Origin of the sequence: Vibrio diazotrophicus (assembly GCF_038452265.1) — a bacterium.
GTDB lineage: Bacteria > Pseudomonadota > Gammaproteobacteria > Enterobacterales > Vibrionaceae > Vibrio > Vibrio diazotrophicus.
The window spans coordinates 1321002-1339913 of the sequence record NZ_CP151843.1 but is presented as its reverse complement, the minus strand read 5'-3'; the positions used below and the strand labels follow the sequence as shown (position 1 = coordinate 1339913).

Annotated in this window: 18 protein-coding genes and 1 pseudogene; 5 read left to right on the top strand and 14 right to left on the bottom strand. The window is 44.6% G+C overall.

Annotation, left to right across the window (positions count from 1 at the left end; translation table 11 throughout):
- Positions 1-3: 3 nt before the first annotated feature.
- Together AAGA51_RS21360 and AAGA51_RS21355 are read right to left on the bottom strand one after the other, a co-directional pair.
- On the bottom strand, positions 4-360 hold the full coding sequence (locus AAGA51_RS21360; RefSeq protein ID WP_042479576.1) for a YibL family ribosome-associated protein: 357 nt from the start codon (positions 358-360) through the stop codon (positions 4-6).
- Between the two features lie 232 nt (positions 361-592).
- Complete coding sequence (locus AAGA51_RS21355) at positions 593-1540, bottom strand: sodium-dependent bicarbonate transport family permease (protein ID WP_042479575.1); 948 nt, start codon at positions 1538-1540, stop codon at positions 593-595.
- A gap of 134 nt (positions 1541-1674) precedes the next feature.
- On the opposite strand from AAGA51_RS21355, the gene AAGA51_RS21350 reads away from it, so the two are divergent.
- Positions 1675-2625, top strand: a complete 951-nt coding sequence (locus AAGA51_RS21350; RefSeq protein WP_042479574.1) for a LysR family transcriptional regulator — start codon at positions 1675-1677, stop codon at positions 2623-2625.
- A gap of 138 nt (positions 2626-2763) precedes the next feature.
- Here the strand turns inward: AAGA51_RS21350 and AAGA51_RS21345 are convergent, their stop codons facing one another.
- From AAGA51_RS21345 to yhfZ, 7 genes are all read right to left on the bottom strand, one after another.
- Entirely contained in the window at positions 2764-3993 is a 1230-nt protein-coding gene (locus AAGA51_RS21345; RefSeq protein ID WP_042479573.1) for a phosphopentomutase, read from the bottom strand.
- Entirely contained in the window at positions 3986-5155 is a 1170-nt protein-coding gene (locus AAGA51_RS21340; RefSeq protein WP_042479572.1) for a YhfX family PLP-dependent enzyme, read from the bottom strand. The genes AAGA51_RS21345 and AAGA51_RS21340 overlap by 8 nt, the downstream gene beginning before the upstream one ends.
- A 69-nt stretch (positions 5156-5224) precedes the next feature.
- Positions 5225-6526: a YhfT family protein gene (locus AAGA51_RS21335; protein ID WP_042479571.1), complete on the bottom strand. Its 1302-nt coding sequence runs from the start codon at positions 6524-6526 to the stop codon at positions 5225-5227.
- Positions 6527-6535: 9 nt separating this feature from the next.
- Positions 6536-6895, bottom strand: coding sequence for a DUF2620 domain-containing protein (locus tag AAGA51_RS21330; RefSeq protein WP_042479569.1), 360 nt, complete (start codon positions 6893-6895; stop codon positions 6536-6538).
- Positions 6896-6903: 8 nt separating this feature from the next.
- Positions 6904-7782 carry a phosphotriesterase-related protein gene (locus AAGA51_RS21325; RefSeq protein ID WP_255209339.1) on the bottom strand — a complete coding sequence of 293 codons (879 nt, stop codon included), beginning with the start codon at positions 7780-7782 and terminating at the stop codon, positions 6904-6906.
- Entirely contained in the window at positions 7776-8153 is a 378-nt protein-coding gene (locus AAGA51_RS21320; protein WP_042479567.1) for a PRD domain-containing protein, read from the bottom strand. The genes AAGA51_RS21325 and AAGA51_RS21320 overlap by 7 nt, the downstream gene beginning before the upstream one ends.
- A 26-nt stretch (positions 8154-8179) precedes the next feature.
- On the bottom strand, positions 8180-9070 hold the full coding sequence (gene yhfZ / locus AAGA51_RS21315; RefSeq protein WP_255209342.1) for a GntR family transcriptional regulator YhfZ: 891 nt from the start codon (positions 9068-9070) through the stop codon (positions 8180-8182).
- 198 nt (positions 9071-9268) lie between these two features.
- On the opposite strand from yhfZ, the gene AAGA51_RS21310 reads away from it, so the two are divergent.
- Positions 9269-9451: a GNAT family N-acetyltransferase gene (locus AAGA51_RS21310; protein ID WP_255209338.1), complete on the top strand. Its 183-nt coding sequence runs from the start codon at positions 9269-9271 to the stop codon at positions 9449-9451.
- Between the two features lies 1 nt (position 9452).
- A pseudogene (locus tag AAGA51_RS21305) lies at positions 9453-9764 on the top strand (GNAT family N-acetyltransferase); the annotation flags it as partial.
- Between the two features lie 64 nt (positions 9765-9828).
- Here AAGA51_RS21305 and cyoE read toward each other — a convergent pair.
- From cyoE to cyoA, 5 genes are read right to left on the bottom strand one after another with little or no spacing between them, the layout of a single operon-like run.
- Positions 9829-10695 carry a heme o synthase gene (cyoE, locus tag AAGA51_RS21300; protein ID WP_042479564.1) on the bottom strand — a complete coding sequence of 289 codons (867 nt, stop codon included), beginning with the start codon at positions 10693-10695 and terminating at the stop codon, positions 9829-9831.
- A gap of 6 nt (positions 10696-10701) precedes the next feature.
- The gene (gene cyoD, locus AAGA51_RS21295) at positions 10702-11016 is read right to left on the bottom strand and encodes a cytochrome o ubiquinol oxidase subunit IV (RefSeq protein WP_042479562.1); all 315 of its coding nucleotides are present in this window, start codon (positions 11014-11016) and stop codon (positions 10702-10704) included.
- Positions 11016-11609, bottom strand: coding sequence for a cytochrome o ubiquinol oxidase subunit III (cyoC, locus tag AAGA51_RS21290; RefSeq protein ID WP_042479560.1), 594 nt, complete (start codon positions 11607-11609; stop codon positions 11016-11018). The genes cyoD and cyoC overlap by 1 nt, the downstream gene beginning before the upstream one ends.
- Positions 11599-13635, bottom strand: a complete 2037-nt coding sequence (cyoB, locus tag AAGA51_RS21285) for a cytochrome o ubiquinol oxidase subunit I (protein ID WP_042479559.1) — start codon at positions 13633-13635, stop codon at positions 11599-11601. The genes cyoC and cyoB overlap by 11 nt, the downstream gene beginning before the upstream one ends.
- 6 nt (positions 13636-13641) lie before the next feature.
- Positions 13642-14556 carry a ubiquinol oxidase subunit II gene (gene cyoA, locus AAGA51_RS21280; protein ID WP_042479557.1) on the bottom strand — a complete coding sequence of 305 codons (915 nt, stop codon included), beginning with the start codon at positions 14554-14556 and terminating at the stop codon, positions 13642-13644.
- A gap of 656 nt (positions 14557-15212) precedes the next feature.
- Here cyoA and AAGA51_RS21275 point away from each other — a divergent pair.
- Together AAGA51_RS21275 and AAGA51_RS21270 are read left to right on the top strand one after the other, a co-directional pair.
- The gene (locus AAGA51_RS21275; RefSeq protein WP_042479554.1) at positions 15213-16874 is read left to right on the top strand and encodes a methyl-accepting chemotaxis protein; all 1662 of its coding nucleotides are present in this window, start codon (positions 15213-15215) and stop codon (positions 16872-16874) included.
- A 148-nt stretch (positions 16875-17022) separates the two neighbouring features.
- Positions 17023-18909, top strand: coding sequence for a methyl-accepting chemotaxis protein (locus AAGA51_RS21270; RefSeq protein ID WP_042479552.1), 1887 nt, complete (start codon positions 17023-17025; stop codon positions 18907-18909).
- Positions 18910-18912: the final 3 nt, after the last annotated feature.

Below are 18912 nucleotides of genomic sequence, written 5' to 3'. Positions count from 1 at the left end.
AGGTTAGAAAGGTTTTGGCGCGAAACCTGTCATCACTTCAATGCGCATGGCTTTACCAATTTTCGTCATTGGGTGAACAACCACTAAACCTTTTACTTTCTTCTTAAGCTTACCTAAATCCGCTTGCTCTTCTTTCGTGATTTCACGAGAGAAAGCCATATCCGATAACTCTTTACGCTCTTTATTGAGATCGTACTCAGCTTTGTGCTTCAAGCTTTTTAGCTGCTTAGTTAGTCTATCGATGTCATCGGTAAATTTTGTGATCATCGCACTATCGCCGCGAGTCTTGGCTGCATCCAACTTGTGATGGCAAGTATCGATGCGATTGTTCAGTTGTTGAATGTCGTTCTTCAGACTCATGGTTTAGTCCTTACATAAAATTTGGAGGCGGAGTATAGCATAGCTGCTTCAGTAGGACATGTGGAATTTATATAGAATGAATTCGTTAGTATTTAGTCGCTTCTATAGGCAAAGCACAGGAATGATAGTGCCAAAGTGCGAACGTCGAGCTTATGGTTACAGAAACTCAATTCACCTCAGTGAAGATCAAACATCAGCACTGAGGTGAAACCGCGTAATTAAGCCAAACCCTCTAAGTTAATATCGGCACGAGTTGATGATACAAGCCAATTCCTAGCAATACGTTGAATGGGAATGTCAAACCCAGAGAGCTCAACATCGCAAGACCTATGTTAGCTTCAGGTATTGCCGCTTTAATCGCAGCAGGAGCAGCAATATAGGACGCGCTGGCTGTTAAGCTGGCAAGTATCACTATCGACCCTTCGCTTAAACCAAGTAGACCGCCAATCACCACGCCGATTGAACCTAAACACATAGGAGCACAGAGTGCAAAGACCATCAATCGCCATTGCTGGACAGGTAAAGGTCTGAGTGTATGCGCAGCCGTGATACCCATTTCCAATAGGAATAGAGCCAGTACCGCTTTAAAACCGCCCATCAACAAATCAGTTACCGGAGCGCCTTCTTTACTGCCGTACATTAGACCGATAATCACGCCACCCACCAGCAATATAACGCCTTTGTTGGTTAATGCTTCATGCCAAAGCGCACCAATAGAAACCGGCTTCGCATTCGGTAATGCAGAGCTGTGACGACGGTATAACAACAAACCAACGATGATGGCGGGAAGCTCCATTAAGACCAAATACAGAGTGACTTCGGCTCCAACGACGAGCTGTTGCGCTTGTGTGTACGCCAAAGCTACGGCAAAAGTACCAGCACTCACAGAGCCATAGTGCGCTGCGATACTGGCGCTGTCTGCCAAATTTAAGCCAATAATTTTTCGTAAAATTGGGAAGAAGCTTAATGGAATCAGAGCACCGATCATCAATACGGCAGCCATTTCAGGTACAAGTCCCCAGCTCACATTGCCATGGAGAGCCATCCCGCCCTTAAGGCCAATGGTCAGCATCAGCAATAAACTTAACATCTCATACATAGCTTTAGGGATGGTCAGATCTGAACGGACTAAACCGGCAAATAAGCCCAACACAAAAAACATTACAACGATATCTGGCATTTATCTTCCTTTTGTTTGGTGTTGTTTTATTACAGTTTTCATTCTGGGCGGGATAATAGGGGAGATTCATCATTGACAGAAATAAAAATATTGATAACCATCCATAGATAATTATCAATAGTTAAAAGTAAACCATGAACATTCGTCACCTTACTTTTCGTTTATTGCAGGTTTACGTGGATGTCATTCAAACTGGCTCTATCAGTGAGAGTGCTAAACGTCTGCATCTCACTCAACCCACTGTTTCCCTACAACTCAAGCGACTTCGGGAAGCGATAGATGATCCCTTATACACTTTAGAAAACAACAAAGTTGTCGCGACCGATACCGGACAAGAGTTGTATCGCATCTGTCAACAAACCTTAAGTAATTTCAATGACTTCAACCAATACCTAGATTCCGTTCAAGCTGGGCAAAGTGGTCATTTTAGTATTGCCATGGTGAGTACCGCGCAATACATATTGCCTCGCCTTCTCGGGCCATTTAGTCAGCGATTTCCCGCCGTCGATATCAAAGTAGAAATAGGAAACCGAGAGCAAGTTTTACGACGCTTTGAACAGGGGCAGGATGATTTGTACGTGTTTAGTCACCCCCCTTCACTTGAACATGCATGTGCTGGACGCTTTTTGTTAAACCCATTAACTCTGGTTGCTCCCGCAGACCACCCCTTGGCTCGGCAACGCAAAATTTCCTTTTCCGATCTGAAGCAACATCGATTTTTGCTACGTGAGCAAGGTTCGGCAACGCGTATGTTGTTTGAAAGCTGGTTGCAAACACATGGGATGACGTTGTCCAGTAGCTTGCAAATGGCCAGTAATGAAGCGATTCGAGTGGGCGTCAGCTCTGGTATGGGATTAGCGGTATTGTCCAGCCATGTGCTTCCTGCACATGACCAAAGCATCGTCGCTTTAGATGTTGAGGATTTTCCAATTGAAAGCCACTGGTACTTTATTGCCCGTAACGATCGGCATCTTGCTCCGGCAGCACTTGGTTTCTTGCGCTTTGCAGAACAACACCTTGAAACTTACTTAGGTAAAAAGTGGGCGAGAAACGGCTTAAAAGAGCTACTCAGCAAGTTAGTTTGACTGCTCTTAATCTTCATCCGCCTCCTTCATTCCAAATGGCTTTCATTGTTGTTTTATTACAGAAGAAAAGGCACCTTAAAAGGTGCCTTTGATCTTACTCGTCATAGCTATAACCAGATGCAAAGCGCGCATTGAATCCTAGTCCTGCAACACATTGATAAATGAACACCCACTTTGAGGGGAGCTTGCACCAAAGAACTCGGTAACACTGGCACCAACATCCGCAAGAGAACTACGCAAACCTAAATATCGCCCTTCTATACCCTGCTTAACCAGCATCAACGGCACTTGCTCCCGCGTATGTCGGCTATGGCCAATAAATGGGTCATTGCCATGATCCGCCATAACAATAAGCACATCTTCTGCGTTCATCATTTCGAGGACTTGATTAATCCCTCGATCAGCGCGTTCCAGCACTTTCCAATACTGGCGCGGATCCTGTTGATGACCTGACAAATCTGTTTCCTGAACATTCAAGCAAAAGAAGCCATCATCAAAACGACTAAGATCAGCAACTAACAGAGAAAACAAGCTATCGGTATCGACAACCGAACAGTAAGAAGTCCCCTCAGGGTTTTGCACTATGTCTGCGACTTTTCCATATAACCAGGTATCGACATTCTGCTGCTTGAGCAAATGGGGAACCTGAGTAAACCGATCGACGCCATAGCCAAGGTGAACCACTTCAAACCCTTGCTCATAGACCCCAGTATCTGGTGTGTTGGTGCCGATAAATGCCGGAGCTCCACTTGGATCATTACGCGTTTCTATCGCGTTGGTGATCTGCTCAAAATTGCCCACATGTCCACCGAAGACAATATTACGCCCTGCATTATTGGCACCCCGAACGACTTCCGCGATCTGTTTTAGGCGCTCAAAGCTTATCTGATCGAAGTTGGCGCAAAGGTTATACACCTGTCCCAAATCCGCTTCTAAATTATCTCCAATAAAAATAGCGTCTTCGACCACCAGCGCTGAGAGATCATCACGCCAAACTCTTTGATGTTGGATACCCGCTGTTGAAAGTGCATCTTCAATCTGGGCGATAACCTCTTGAAACGGTGCTTCAAGAGGCTTTTGTGGCAGCGTCCCCATAATCTCCTGATGTCCCATAAAAGTATCACCACCAAAATGGGCAAGTTGAGCCATACCATAGTTCGCCGTTGAGCTTTGGGACATAATGCTATTGGTTCCGGGAACCAAATTAATTAGCCCAAGCTTTTCTAACGTGGGTAAACGTTTTAAGGGGAAATGATTCAATAGCTTGGCTGCTGTGTTTGCGCCGCAATCAAACGGCCTGACCATAGCCACATCAGGCATTTCTCCCACGCCAAAGCCATCAAGCACAACAACGATAAATCTAGCCATGTGCCACCTCATTGCCTAGTGAATCCCAGACACCAATTACTCTAGGCTGGCCATGATGTATTCCAGAAACAATGACAACATCGCTTCGGGTAACAAAAACCTGAGTTCGAAATGCCATGACCACGGGTGAGCCAACAGGAGCGATGCCTGATAAACGCAAGTGGTAGTCAATACTGGCTTGATTCTCATTGTGCACTTGACACTTAACGGCGGGAAATCCCACCTGCGGCCAAATCAAGGCGTTTTCCATATGGCCACGTCGATAATAGCCACCGCCGAAGCAATAACTCTTTCCTTGATGATGATGCGACACTTCGCTCAAGTACAACATCGCAATTGTTTCTGGCTGAGGTTGCTCAAATTGATGCAGTGGCGTTGTTCCGGTTAGTGCATGACCAGGTTCACCATGAGTTGCTCCTAGCTGAGAAAGCGTTGACATTGAGGAGCAGCAGGTCATTGAAGGCAAATTAAGTTGCTCTACCTCAATCCCCAAATCTCTGCACTGTTGAGCCGCAATAGCGGCGGTATGTGCATTGGGTGTTGGCATCACTTGTTCTTTATCCGCCAATAAGCAAGGAAAATGAGTTAATCCCGCAATACGAATACCGGGCAATTTCTCAATTTCTGCAACGACAGATGATAACGCGGCCAAAGGAAATCCTGTTTCCTGATTGGTATAGAACACATCTTCAGAATCATAGAACTTCAACAGCACTTTCTGGACACGGTTAGCTTTGATTGCAGCTTGTGATAATGCGATGGCTTTTTCCATCGTCACCACGGTCACCACGTCGGGCTGAACATCACTCATTAATTGCTCTAACATCGCCTGAGGTGGCTGAACTAAATGACCAACATTAGCAACCTTAATTCCGTGACGAGAAAACAATCTTGCTTCTTTATAATCCACGCACACGATGCCTTGATACCCCAAATCCTCAACCAATAAACGCGCAAGGTATGGATTACGTCCAAATTGCTTGGTCATGGCATAAAGAGCAATTCCATATTTATCTGCTTCCGCTTTAATCTTTTTGGCATTATCGACAAAGGTATCTAGGTCTACTATGTAGCTATCCGGTAGAACTTTTCCCTCTGCGTGTAACAACAATGCAGCATCAATCAAAGCAGGATTATGCTTCTGTAAGGCGTTAACAAACATAACGAGATTCCGACTGAAAAGAGTGCCAGCCCAAATTGAAAGGGGGATTAGACTGACACTAGAAAATGACTAGACGGCAAACAGTCCGACTACATACAGCAGATTGAGAATAATACCGGTTAAGATCGCCGCTACTGCTGGAGCTGCGATCTTGAGCACAGGACGTCCCATCACTTCGTTTAAGAAGTAGAGCATGGCGAAAATGGTGAAACCTGTTGTGGAGCCCATCTTCATCACCGCGAGGACGCCACCGATCAACAGTGCGAATTCCATCAATGTATTCATTGAGTTACGGATATTGTCTGACGCATTACGAATCGATGGGAACTGCTCTAACACTCGCCCAACACTACGAAGCAAGAGTACTTCAAGGCAGATCGTTACCGCACCTAAAGCGGCTGCAACAGCAATGTTGGGAGACAAGTAGCCCACAACAAATACAAAGGTCATTCCGACTACGCCGTAAACCCCCGTCGCAAGCGCAGTTGTAGCAATCAATGGAATAAACCCAAGCCCGCGCATAAATTCAGACAGTGCAACCTGCTGGAGTGCAGCATCCTGTTCCGCCGGATCGGTAATCTTGTACGCTTCTGCTAGTGAGTAGATAGACACTTCAGAGCCAGCAAATATGCCAGCGTTACAAACCGCAGCAATTAATGCACCAGTGAACGCTAAGAAAGGTAAATGTTTAACAATACGTTTTGTACGCTCATCAAAGATACTATGCATGCCGGACATATCCGGAGGACTAATACCATTGCTTCTATCACTCAAGTCTTTACGTACCGCGATTAAAATCAGCATCACCATACCGACAAAAATCTGAATAGACTCTGGGTAGATACCGGTAAATTTCATTATTAAAAGGCGAGAGAGAAGCACCACAGCCGCAGCTACAGCTCCTGCTTTCCAACCAAACTGATAAAAGATTGCCTGCAGAGGGAAAAGAGCGAAAGCTGACATCACTGGCGTACCCAGCTCACCTAAAGCACCCAAAGCATCAACGGGTAAACCCGTCAATACAGTATTAACAGCCGTTAATGAAGTAACAACTAGGATTCCCCAAACAGCACCACCAACAGCGGCAAGGATACGACTACCGATCATGACACCGATAATGTCAGTCGGTAGAAATAGCAACCAAGGATTCAGCAAGCCAGTAGAAAGGGTAAAAGAGATACCCACAGAAGCGACAAAGCCAATAGATAAACCAAACGCAACCGAACCTGCATCACGGCGTGTCATATTGCCTTCGAACAACTGAGGTAATATCGGACGAATACCGTCGTGGAAAACGGCTGCGCTCATGTTCGCGATAAGTGCTGTCGTAGCACACAGTAGCGCAACGAGTCCTAAATTCATGATATCCATGTCTGTTCCTTACGCATTGAGCAATGACTGAGTCAACATTGGGATGGCATGTTCAACATGCTCAACGGAAAGGCCGAAAGCAACTCGCCCTTCTTCAATAAAACGGGTCACTTCGGTTTGTTTTGCCCGAATAGATGGTTTGGCAATGGTGCAGCTTTTGTCGTATCCGATAATAGCTATCGCTATCGATAGTGCAGCACCTGCACCGGTATTACAGCAACCAATGTAGTAATCAAGTTGCCCAGCTTTGACCTTCATCGCCGCATCCATGTCATTGAGGATATGAAGTTCAAATTGTCCGGGAGCAACTTGCTCTATTTGTTGCTTTATTTGTTCACGTTGAAGTCCTGCTATTCCGATTCTTTTCATAATCGTGCCTATTTGAATAATTGGTATGGGTTTTGTTTCATCATGATGTCTATTTCATTCTCACTAATGCCAGCGTCACGAAGCCTTGGTAAAAAATCAGTAATCAAGTAACTGAAGCCAAGGCCACCATTGGCTTTTAAGTGAGAGCGGCGAGTAATGTCCATCGAGAGCATCACTCGCTCTAGGAGGCCACGCTTTGATAATTCCACCAGCATGGCTATCCGTTGTTCATCGGGGAAGTAACTGTTCTTGCCTATGGTGTCGAACTGTACATAACAGCCCTGGTCAATCATCCATAAGATCTCAGTTAAGTTACTTTTTAAGTCACAATGCCCGATCGTGACTCGTTCTAAATTGACTTGGTGTTTAAGGAAGAAAGTGACTTGCTCACGCCCCATGGTACTCATCGACTGATGGGTTGATATCGGTCTTCCCGTTTCTTTATGAGCGATCACAGCAGCTTCAAACACTTTTTGTTCAAGCGGAGTAAAGTTGTTTTCGCTACTTCCTACTTCACCAATCACACTGGCTTTTAGCTGGCTTTCCCCCAGCCCAACTTCCAGTTCTGCAATCATTCGATTGGCTAATTGCTGAGCCGTTTCATTCTCAACTTCTGGAGGGAAAAATCCTTCTATGTAGTAACCTGTTGAAAGTAATACATTAATATCGCTATCTTTAATTAAATCTTCAATAAATTGAGGATTTCTCCCCATAAAAGAGTTGGTTACCTCAATAATGTTAGAGACGCCCAACTGTTTCAGTTCACGCATTTCGTCAGCAATTTTTTCATAGTGATCGAGACGACAATCCAGTTCCTGTTTAACCGCAGAAAGATCAATATGAAGATGTTCATGGCAATAGGTATAACCAGCAGGATCGATCAACATAATTGTGCCTCACCTTGAGCTGCATAGCTCAGCGCAAACAAATTACTGACCAGAAAACGAGTTTCCGCCTGATTCGCTTCATCAATACCATACAGTGCCAATAACTTAGCATTGAGCTCTAGCAACTCATTGAATTGCTCGTCTTGCTCAATATCCAACCAAACTTCATCATCAAGACATTCCTCAACTTGTTCACCATTGAGCACTCTGTCAGCAGCCCTTGCCATATGAGTCACTAGCATCTGGTATTGCTGATTGTCTTCATCAACGCCAAAACGAGCCTCTAGCGACGGCAAAGCATTAAGCGTGGCTTGATAACTCCGTTCGCTGATCACATTGCTCTGTTTTAGCAGTAATAATCTCTGTTCCATAGGGATACCACCTAGGGTCTAATGACCTAATAATTGGGATAAATGTCTCCATCTATCACGGCTTGTTGGTGCTGGCGAAGCGCCTGTATGTTTAACAGCTTCCGTAATAATATCCGTATATGTGGACTATCGTTGTTCACCAGTATCACCGCTTCAGAAGCTTGTTGGCACTCTTCAAACTGATCTAAGGATTTCTCTTCCAGCTTAAGTTGCACCATATCTGTTGCTTCGGGTAACCACACGACTGCATCAATCGTTTTGTTTTTTAGAAGGTTGATACCTTCACTATATCGAATCTCTACTAACTCAATATCTTTGCCAGCAAACGCCAGCTCAGTGAGTAATTTTTGGTCAGGAGAATCAAAATCGACGCCTACTCTTCGGATTTGTTCATATTCTCCTTGACGGCAAATTAATCGGTGCGGATTTGAATACGAATGTGGTCCTAAATCTAATACCGTAACTAACCCTTCAGCGTACTCATTTGCCGCTAAGCGAGACATAATCGCAATATCGTAAGTTCCAGACTTTAGGCACTCAGCACGAACATTCGCTCCGCGCATATGAGCAAAAAATACCGGCAGTGTATTCATTTGCGCCTTAATGCCACTCGCAAGCCCTTCGTAATGCTTGGTATACGGAAGTGGCATTGCACACACCATATGAGCAATACCTGCGAGCTGAACAAGCTTCGACTCATTAAGTGACTCGATGACCGTTCCATTACGCCCTTGGCGACGAAGATGCACAGCTTCGTGCTCTTCAATCGTGGTCAGCGCCTTTTGAATAAATCCAATGGAAACACCATACTCTGTGGATAAAGCATCGATGGTTTTTACCCTATCGCCGACACGTGTTGACAATAAATACTTGGCAACATTAATTACGGCAGAACCTTCTCGGCTAATGTATTGCATAGTCACTAATATATCTTCAATATTTTGAAGATATATTAGTGAGCAATTTTCAATTTAGATATAGCAAGAAGATAAAAGTGTGAATTAGGTCAGTAAAAACTTGTTTATTAAACAACCATCACTAACGTATAAAAAACTTAAAACATTTAATTTCATATAGTTATCTAAAGGATAAACTTAACCGCTAAGGAAAGAAGGATGATCCAAACCGAACGTTTAGAGCTGAGAAAATTTCACCCTCAAGACCGAGAGTTGATGTTGCCACTGCTACAAGATGCCGAATTTATGGCTTTTTCTCCAAATGGTGCAATGACCGCAGAACAAGCAGAAATCCGCTTTCAACAGCTGGTGGACGCATTCCCAGAAAAAGGGGGTTGGTAAGTTTTGTGTCATTGAGCGTTCTAGCGGCGAGCTAATTGGTTATTGTGGAATTGAGAGTTTTACCTATCAAAACAAACAAGTCGTTGAGCACGGCTACCGACTCAAGACCTCAGCCAGAGGAAATGGCTATGCTACAGAGGCCAGTAAAGCGGTATTGTCATACGCGAAAGAAGCTGGCTATACAAGAATCTATGCGTTTACAGAATCGAGCCATTCGCAATCTCAACATATTCTCGGAAAACTCGGTTTCAAGCCATGCGGCTCTGGAGAATACCAAAACATGCCGGTGAACTACTTTATCAAAAGGCTCTAACCAAAAGAAAAGGCACCGTAAAAGGTGCCTTTGAGCTTGTGACGGGTTTTCTAAATAGAAAAACTTAAATTGAGAGCGGGATAAGCTCTATCCCCAGTACGGTACTGATGCCCATGACAACAAGTAGCGACACTTTGAATACCGCTTTTGACCATTCAACATAGTTTTCTTCAGTAACCTTTTTGAAGGTCACTTGTGTCCATATGAAACATACGCCTGCAGCGACAACCAAGTATTCATAACCACCATTTCCAAGCAGAAACAGAGCTAACGCTACAAGGTTGAACGCAACCACATACGCGATCATGTGTTTACGAGCCTTTTCGATACCAGACACCAAAGGCAACACAGGGATGCCTGCATTTTTGTAGTCTTGCATGCGAAACATGGCAATCGCGTAGGAATGCGGCATCTGCCATAAACAGAACAATGCAAACAGCAGAACCGCTTCTAGGCTGATGTAGTTTGTCACCGCAAGGTAGCCGACCAGTGGAGGGACGGCCCCAGATACGCTGCCGACCAGAGTTCCATACACTGAGTTGCGTTTGTACCACATGGTGTAAAAGAATACGTAAAACACATAACCCAATAGCACCACCACCGCTGATAAAGGATTCGCCATGCTATAGAGCAAGGCGGTTCCCGCTAGCAGCAGTACAATGGCAAACACGAACGCATGATCAATGTTGATGTCACCCTGAGCGAGTAAACGTCCACGTGTTCTGTCCATTTTCAAATCAATATCGCGATCGAAAATATTGTTCACCACGCAGCCTGATGCGATCACCATTGCCACACCCGCTAAGGTGCACAACAGTAATAATCCATCCGCAGCTTCTGATTTAGCTGCGAGGAAATACCCCGCAGCAACAGAGACCAAATTGCCGATGATAATCCCCGGCTTAGTGATTGATAGGTAACCTCTGATCATTTCAACCTACATCGACATGTTGACGTTAAGGTTCCACATGATCCAGATAGACCCAACAATCAGTATCAAAACAACCAATACGGTGAACATCAGTGAAACAAAGTTCCACTTGCCTTCATCTGTCTTAATTTCCATGTGTAGGAAGTAGATGAAATGCACAATCACCTGAATCACCGCACACCCAAATAGGATTGCGTATGTGATGTCTTTTGGCAGACTTTGAGTCGCAACAAAGTAAAACGGAATAATGGTCAGGATCAGTGACGCAATAAAACCTTTTACGTAGTCGCTCTTCGCGCTATCTAAATGTTGGTTGCTCATTACATAACCCCCACTAGGTAAACGATGGTAAATACACAGATCCAAACGATATCGAGGAAGTGCCAGAACAAGCTCAAGCAGTTAAAGCGAGTTTCCATCATGTCGTTCAAGCCTTTGGTTGATAGCTGCCAGTAGCACACTGCCAACCAGATCAAACCAAAGCTCACGTGTAGACCGTGTGTACCAACTAGCGTGAAGAACGCAGATAGGAACGCGCTGCGTTGAGGGCTTGCGCCTTCAGCGATCAAGTGGTGGAACTCGTACAGCTCCATCGCAATAAAGCCAGCACCGAGAACGAAAGTAATCGCTAACCAACGTTTAAGCGCCGCAATGTCTTTGCGCTTCATTGCAATCATGCCGAAACCGAAAGTGATACTACTGAACAGCAGCATCATGGTTTCTACAAATACGAATGGCAGTTCAAACAGCTCTTTCGCATCTGGACCACCAGCGGTCGCGTTAGCAAGTACTGCGTACGTTGCGAACAAGCTCGCGAACAACACGCAGTCGCTCATCAGGTAAATCCAGAAACCAAACAGTTTCAGACCACCGGTATCGTGGTGATCATGTGCATCATGAGTATTAGCGTGCATAAGTCACCTCCATATCGCTGTCGTCTTCGTTCTGAGCCGGTACTTGACCTCTTGCTTCTAGAACACGTTTACGGTGCGCTTCTTCAATCGCTTTGATCTCATCAACTTGTACGTAGTAATCGATGTCTTCATTGAAGCTGTGCTTGATAGCCGTTACGACAACACCGATGAAACCAACAGCGGCCAGCCACCAGATGTACCAAATCATTGCGAAACCGAAAATCAGTGCAAAGGCAGAGATATACATACCTGTCGCCGTATTCTTTGGCATATGGATTGGCTGATATTCCACTTCTTTAGTGATGTCGTGTTCGCCACGCTCTTTTTGGTACCAGAAAGCATCTAACTCGTTGCCTTTTGGAATCACAGCAAAGTTGTAGAACGGAGGTGGAGAAGAAGTCGCCCACTCCAAAGTACGACCATCCCAAGGGTCACCAGTAACATCAGGGTTCAGGTGACGATCACGAACACTGACGTAGATCTGAATGAACTGACACAGTACGCCTAGCGCGATAATCGCAGTACCGAATGCTGCCACTGCAAGCAGAGGGAAGAATTCTGGATCGAGATTTTGGCTGATACGACGAGTCATACCCATGAAGCCCAGCGCGTAAAGTGGCAGGAACGCTAGGATGAAACCTGTAATCCAACACCAGTAAGCGCGTTTGCCCCAAGTCTCATCAAGCATGAAACCTGTCGCTTTCGGGAACCAGTATGTAATTGCCGCGAAACAACCAAATACCACACCACCGATGATGACGTTATGGAAGTGCGCAATTAGGAATACTGAGTTATGCAATACGAAGTCTGCACCCGGAACTGCCATTAGTACGCCTGTCATGCCACCAATCGTGAATGAGATCAGGAAGCCAACCGTCCACATCATAGGAGTAGTAAACGTAATACGGCCTTTGTACATGGTGAACAACCAGTTGAAAATCTTAACCCCTGTTGGAATTGAGATGATCATAGTTGCGATACCAAAGAAAGCGTTAACGTTCGCACCACCACCCATAGTGAAGAAGTGATGTAGCCATACAACGAAAGCAAGGATGGTAATAACGATCGTTGCCCAAACCAGTGACGTGTAGCCAAACAGTTTCTTACGAGAGAAGGTTGCCGTCACTTCTGAGAACACACCGAATACAGGTAGTACAAGGATGTAAACCTCTGGGTGACCCCATGCCCAAATCAGGTTGACATACATCATCATGTTGCCGCCCATGTCATTGGTGAAGAAGTGCATGCCCAAGTAACGATCAAGCGTTAGCAGCGCGATGGTCACCGTTAAAATTGGGAAAGAAATAATGATCAGGATGTTTGAACACAACGAAGCCCAAGTGAAAACAGGCATCTTCATCAATGGCATGCTTGGTGTACGCATACGTAGAATGGTCGCGAAGAAGTTCACGCCTGATAACGTCGTGCCCACACCGGATATTTGCAGCGCCCAAATCCAGTAATCGACCCCTACTCCCGGACTGGCATCAATGCCAGAAAGCGGTGGATACGCAAGCCAACCAGTACGGCCAAACTCACCCACAGCCAGAGACATATTGGTCAGGATAATACCCACAACAAACAACCAAAAACTGAGGTTGTTCAAAAACGGATACGCAACATCGCGAGCACCGATTTGCAGTGGGACAATAATGTTCATCAAACCAATGACGAGCGGCATTGCCACAAAGAAAATCATGATTACGCCATGCGCGGTAAAGATTTGATCATAGTGGTGCTGAGGCAGATAACCTGCTTCACCCGCTGATGAAAGTAGCTGTTGGCTACGCATCATCACTGCATCTGCAAAACCACGAAGTAACATGATCATCGCTGCAGCAATATACATAAAGCCAAGCTTTTTATGGTCTACCGATGTAAACCACTCATTCCAAAGATACTGCCATTTACCCATGCGAGTAATAGTCGTAACTACAGCAAGGCCAACGATCGCAATCACAGCAAGCGTGATCATGATAATTGGCTCATGGTATGGAATGGAGTCTAAAGTAAGTCTTCCAAACATCGTCTGTTACCCTTTATGTTCTGCCATGTCCATGTGACTGTGTTGTGTCTCTCCTTCACTCATATTGAGTGAACCCATGTGTTGCATAACAACCGACTCGAATAGGTCTTGTGGGATGTGAGAGTAGTAAGTCACCGGAACGTTTTCACTTGGCTCTGCAAGCGCTTGGTAATCACTGAAAGCGTGTAGCATTGATGGCTGCTTTTTCACTTCACTAACCCACTCTTCAAAGCTTTGCTCATCAGGTAGTGCATTCGCGACAAATTTCATGTGTGAAAAGCCTTCGCCGCTATAACTTGACGATATGCCCTTGTACTCTCCCTCATGGTTCGCAATCAGGTGTAGACGTGTCACCATGCCGGGCATAGCGTAAATTTGACTGCCTAAACGAGGAATGAAGAAAGAGTTCATGATGTTGTCAGACGTAATTTTGAACGTTACAGGAACATCTTTAGGGAAGGCAACGTAGTTAACCGTAGCGATTTTTTGTTCTGGATAGATGAACAACCATTTCCAATCCAGTGAGACCACTTCAATCGTGACGGGTTTGATATCACTTTTCAGCGGCACAGACGGTTCTAGCTCGTGAGTCGAACGCCAAGTAATCACAGCCAAAATCGCAATGATGATGATTGGAATCGTCCAAACAACCAACTCGATCTTAGTTGAGTGAGACCACTCAGGAGCATATTCAACTTCGGTATTGCTAGCACGGTACTTATAGGCGAAGTAAATTGTCATTAAAATCACAGGGATAACAACAATCAACATCAAGAGAAGAGAGGTAATGATCAACTCTTTCTCGCGCACTCCTACTAGGCCCTTGGGATCCAGCAAAGCAGACTGACATCCAGACAGGAGCAAAATTGCACAAAACAATCCCACTCGCGACAAGATGCTTTTATATCTTGAGGCTTCCATTGACTTTCTCGATTATGTTTACGGAATTCCTTAGCAAAAGTTGGCACTTTAAGAATCCGTATGAATTTATAAGAGTTTTATTGTGTTGAGCGTGTAACAAAAGCACTGCTGTATCTTTAACCCAGACAAATCTTTGAAAAGACATTCACACCTATCAAAAACTCATCAGCGTAAAAGTTACAAAAGGAAACATTTGGTTACATCCGGCGCATTATGCTTACATAGAAACGGCATTCAAAGTGCAGCAAAATGAAATCTAACCTTCCAAAAATGAAATTCGCCTTCAAAATTAACCACTTACAAACAAAGGTTAATGACCTTAACTTGTTGTAATACTGAGACAAAGCATTTGTTGATCTAAATCAATAAATCGACCTATTGAACAGATAAATTACCCGCTATTTTTTTTAATTTTTATCCATGTATTGACACTGCCGGTTTTTGCACTTGGACCGTTACACGAGTAGCGCTAGAGATGTAACTCAGCGTCGTAGTTGCAAGAACTTCAAGACCTTAAGCAAGAATGCCAGTGAATTCCCTCAAGCTTTCATCTTCCGGTACAGAGTTTCTACAACTTCTGAACTAATCTTATTGATAACAACATTAACAACTAAAAAAGCCAGTTGTTATGGTCTTTGACTAAAAAGGATGTGACCATGAATTTAACCATTCGAACTAGACTTTATATTCTGTCTATTGTTCCGCTGCTACTGATTGCTGCCAGTATGATGTTTGTGAGTTTCACTCAGTCGAGCAGTTTGAATAAACACCAAATGGAATCGACAAGTAACTCTATGATGGCGATGAAACAAACGGAGCTGAAGTCCTACTTACAAATCGCCGACTCAGCTTTAATTCCTTTGAAGAAAAGCAACGCTTCTTTGGAACAGGCGTTAGAAATCCTTAAAGAAGTTCAATTCGGTCAAAATGGGTATCTGTTTGGTTATGATTCAAAAGGGACTCGATTGCTGCTTGGGAAAAGCAACGCTGGCATCGGTGAGAACTTCTGGACACTACAGGATGCTCAAGGGAACTATCTGGTTCAGGATCTCATTCGCAACTCTAAAACGGGTGATTTCACCACTTACTACTTCCCAAAACCGGGAGAATCCACGCCTTTACCTAAATTAAGCTACTCCGTTTACATCCCGCAATGGGACCTAATGATAGGCACCGGCTTTTACACTGATGATATCGATGCTGAAATTGCGATTATGGATAAGCGAGCAAATGATGATCTAATGCAAAGCTTATGGAGCTTAGCGACTGTAACGGCAGTCATCATACTTGTTGTCGGTGTATTTACTCTGTTCTTCAATCGCACCATAATGCGCCCGATCGAATTATTTGATGCTTCGATTCGCTCATTTGCCAGTGGCGATGCCGATCTCACCGCACGAATGGAGAAGTTTACCGTACCAGAGTTTGCCTCTCTCAGTACCAATTTCAACGCTTTCGTTAGTAGCCTGCAAGAAATCATTAAACGAGTCAATCAGGTGGGAAGACAAGTAGTTGATGAAACAAACCAGATGACACAGCGTGCAGCTCAGGTCGATGACTTAGCCTCAAATCAACGCGGTGAAACCGAACAGGTTGCCACCGCAATGACAGAAATGACCACGACCGCGAATGAAATTTCAAACAATGCCATCCAAGCCGCACAGTCAGCTAAAGATGCTGATGACAATGCGATATCGGCGCACGAGATCGTAGATTCAGCAGCGCAATCGGTACAAGCATTAGCGGAGGAAGTCTCGCAAGCGAGCAATGTTATTTCTAAACTAGAAGGGGATGTGAAAAATATTTCAATGTCTCTTGAAGTTATTCAGGACATTGCGGAACAAACTAATTTGCTGGCGCTCAATGCTGCAATAGAAGCGGCAAGAGCCGGTGATCAAGGTCGAGGCTTTGCAGTTGTTGCTGATGAAGTGCGTAAGCTAGCCAGCAGGACTCAACAAAGTACGGGTGAAATCCATGCGGTTATCAATCAGCTAAAAACCGCTTCAGATGCTGCGGTACATGCCATGGACTCAAGTCAAAGCAGAAGTGAAGCGGCGGTAAATGAAGCCAATGCGGCGGCAAAAGCTCTGGAGAAAATTCAGCAATCCATCGGCATGATTATGGATATGAACTCCTTGATCGCAACCGCAACAGAAGAGCAAAGCATCGTTGGTCAAGAAATCTCACAACGTATTGTTGTCATTTCCGATCAAAGTAGTGAGTCAGCGACTTTGGCAAATGAAAACCGACAAGGCAGCCAGAGCCTAAATGAACGAGCGCATGAACTGTACGATCTAGTTGCAAGATTTAAGGTGTGAGTAATTTACACTGTAAACAACGACTTTGAATAACATAAAAAGAAAGGGAAATGAGCGACGGTTTTAATACTCGACGTTCATTTCTCGCCTGTACTCCGACAAACACACAATTTTCTAATGAATGCACAAACATCATAAAGGCCTGTCTATGTTTAAAAATCTGTCTTTAAAAAACAAACTGGCAATCTCTGCCAGTATCGCCATCATCCTCGGTGGTGTATTAGTAGAAGCGTTATCATACAATGCCGCTCTTAAACGACTCGACATCGAAGTTGAACAGCGCCTACAAAGCACAACCACTTCTTACAACCAGTATGTTAACGACTGGCTTATCTCAAAAGAGCGAGCCTTGACAGCGCTATCAAGCGAATCAAAACAAGAAGACATTGTTACTCACCTAAAACAAGTTCGTGATTCTGCAGGTTTTGACAATGTATTCTTGGCATATCCAGATGGCTCTCAGCGAAATGCCAACGATGTAAAATTGCCTCCAGGTAATGACGACCCTCGAAAATGGGGCTGGTATATCAACGCAAAAGCGAATCCAGCAAAAGTGTTTATGGATAACCCGACAACTGCTGCAGCAACAGGGGCAAATGTTGTTTCTCTGGGTAAAGCACTGAACCTACATGGCCAGCAAGTTGTATTGGGAGCGGACGTAGAAATCACGGATATCGTCAACAACATTACGCAGGTCATTTTACCTGGCGAAGGCTATATGTTTATAGCCAACGAACAAGGCAACATATTCACTCATACCAATACCAAATTGCTAAACAAAAACGTCTCTGAATTAGGTATTGACTACGCTGACATCAAAAAGGCCGTTTCCAGCCAAACTGATCTCACCATTTCAGTGGCAGGCGAAGCGTACGTGCTTTACGCGAGAAACATAGACAACACACGTTTGACAACGGTAACTGTGATTAATTATGAATCGCTGGTGGCACCGTTATATGACGCTATTTTGGGTCAGTTGCTTGTAACAGCTATTGTGGTAATTCTCTGTACAGTCTTGTTCAACCTATTGTGTAACGTTCTGTTCCGTCCATTAAATAACGTGTCAAACGCGCTGGCACAAATCGCCAATGGTAGCGGTGATTTAACTCAGCGTATCGAAGTTGAAAATAACGATGAGGTCGGAACGCTAGCAAATAACTTCAATACATTCGTCGAAAGCTTAAGACAGTTAATCGAACATATTCGCCTACAGGCGCAGCACCTGTCCGAACAGTCAGAGCATGGCGCACATCGAGCCAATCAATCTGCATCTGAACTTAATCATCAGCATCAAGAAGTGGTAATGGTGGCAACAGCAGTCACAGAGATGGCGTCGGCGACACAGGAAATAGCTTCCCATGCCGAGCAAACCGCTCAAGCTGCACAAGATTCAGCCATTAGCACAAATAATGGTCATGATTTAGTGATTCAAACGAAAGGTTCAATTAATAGTCTGGCAAATTCGGTGAGTGAAGCAAGCACGGTAATTTCAGCGCTCAATAAGCATGCGCTTGAGATATCAACTGTTCTCGCAACGATTCAAGGTATTGCTGAGCAAACCAACTTATTAGCTCTAAACGCTGCAATTGAAGCGGCTCGCGCTGGTGAACAAGGTCGCGGATTTGCTGTCGTAGCTGACGAAGTTCGTGTTTTATCACAACGAACTCACACATCAACGGAAGAAATCAAAGCAACGATCGAGACTTTGCAAGATACCACCAAACAAGCGGTAAACTTAATGGAAAGCAGCTCTGAGCTCGCTAGAGATTCAGTAGAAGATGCAGATAAGGCAACGGTGGCACTGGAAGATATCAAAACAGCCGTAGCGCTCATTAGTGATATGGCTACTCAAATCGCAACAGCAGCGGAAGAGCAGACCCATGTGACCAGTGAAATCACGCAAAATGTCACGTCAATCAAAGATGTGACAGATCAGCTTGTTGTCGGGTCAGAAGAGAGCTTAAGCCAATCCAATGAACTGAGACACCAAGCCGATGAACTCAGAGCGAAAGTAGCAACATTTAAACTCAGTTAAACA

Coding starts and splice junctions, on each gene's coding strand:
- cyoE (WP_042479564.1), bottom strand. CDS start 10,695: ATGATCAGAGGTTACCTATCAATCACTAAGCCGGGGATTATCATCGGC.
- AAGA51_RS21360 (WP_042479576.1), bottom strand. CDS start 360: ATGAGTCTGAAGAACGACATTCAACAACTGAACAATCGCATCGATACT.
- AAGA51_RS21275 (WP_042479554.1), top strand. CDS start 15,213: ATGAATTTAACCATTCGAACTAGACTTTATATTCTGTCTATTGTTCCG.
- AAGA51_RS21355 (WP_042479575.1), bottom strand. CDS start 1,540: ATGCCAGATATCGTTGTAATGTTTTTTGTGTTGGGCTTATTTGCCGGT.
- cyoD (WP_042479562.1), bottom strand. CDS start 11,016: ATGAGCAACCAACATTTAGATAGCGCGAAGAGCGACTACGTAAAAGGT.
- cyoC (WP_042479560.1), bottom strand. CDS start 11,609: ATGCACGCTAATACTCATGATGCACATGATCACCACGATACCGGTGGT.
- AAGA51_RS21330 (WP_042479569.1), bottom strand. CDS start 6,895: ATGAAAAGAATCGGAATAGCAGGACTTCAACGTGAACAAATAAAGCAA.
- yhfZ (WP_255209342.1), bottom strand. CDS start 9,070: ATGCAATACATTAGCCGAGAAGGTTCTGCCGTAATTAATGTTGCCAAG.
- AAGA51_RS21325 (WP_255209339.1), bottom strand. CDS start 7,782: ATGTTGATCGATCCTGCTGGTTATACCTATTGCCATGAACATCTTCAT.
- AAGA51_RS21310 (WP_255209338.1), top strand. CDS start 9,269: ATGATCCAAACCGAACGTTTAGAGCTGAGAAAATTTCACCCTCAAGAC.
- cyoB (WP_042479559.1), bottom strand. CDS start 13,635: ATGTTTGGAAGACTTACTTTAGACTCCATTCCATACCATGAGCCAATT.
- AAGA51_RS21350 (WP_042479574.1), top strand. CDS start 1,675: ATGAACATTCGTCACCTTACTTTTCGTTTATTGCAGGTTTACGTGGAT.
- cyoA (WP_042479557.1), bottom strand. CDS start 14,556: ATGGAAGCCTCAAGATATAAAAGCATCTTGTCGCGAGTGGGATTGTTT.
- AAGA51_RS21270 (WP_042479552.1), top strand. CDS start 17,023: ATGTTTAAAAATCTGTCTTTAAAAAACAAACTGGCAATCTCTGCCAGT.
- AAGA51_RS21345 (WP_042479573.1), bottom strand. CDS start 3,993: ATGGCTAGATTTATCGTTGTTGTGCTTGATGGCTTTGGCGTGGGAGAA.
- AAGA51_RS21335 (WP_042479571.1), bottom strand. CDS start 6,526: ATGGATATCATGAATTTAGGACTCGTTGCGCTACTGTGTGCTACGACA.
- AAGA51_RS21340 (WP_042479572.1), bottom strand. CDS start 5,155: ATGTTTGTTAACGCCTTACAGAAGCATAATCCTGCTTTGATTGATGCT.
- AAGA51_RS21320 (WP_042479567.1), bottom strand. CDS start 8,153: ATGGAACAGAGATTATTACTGCTAAAACAGAGCAATGTGATCAGCGAA.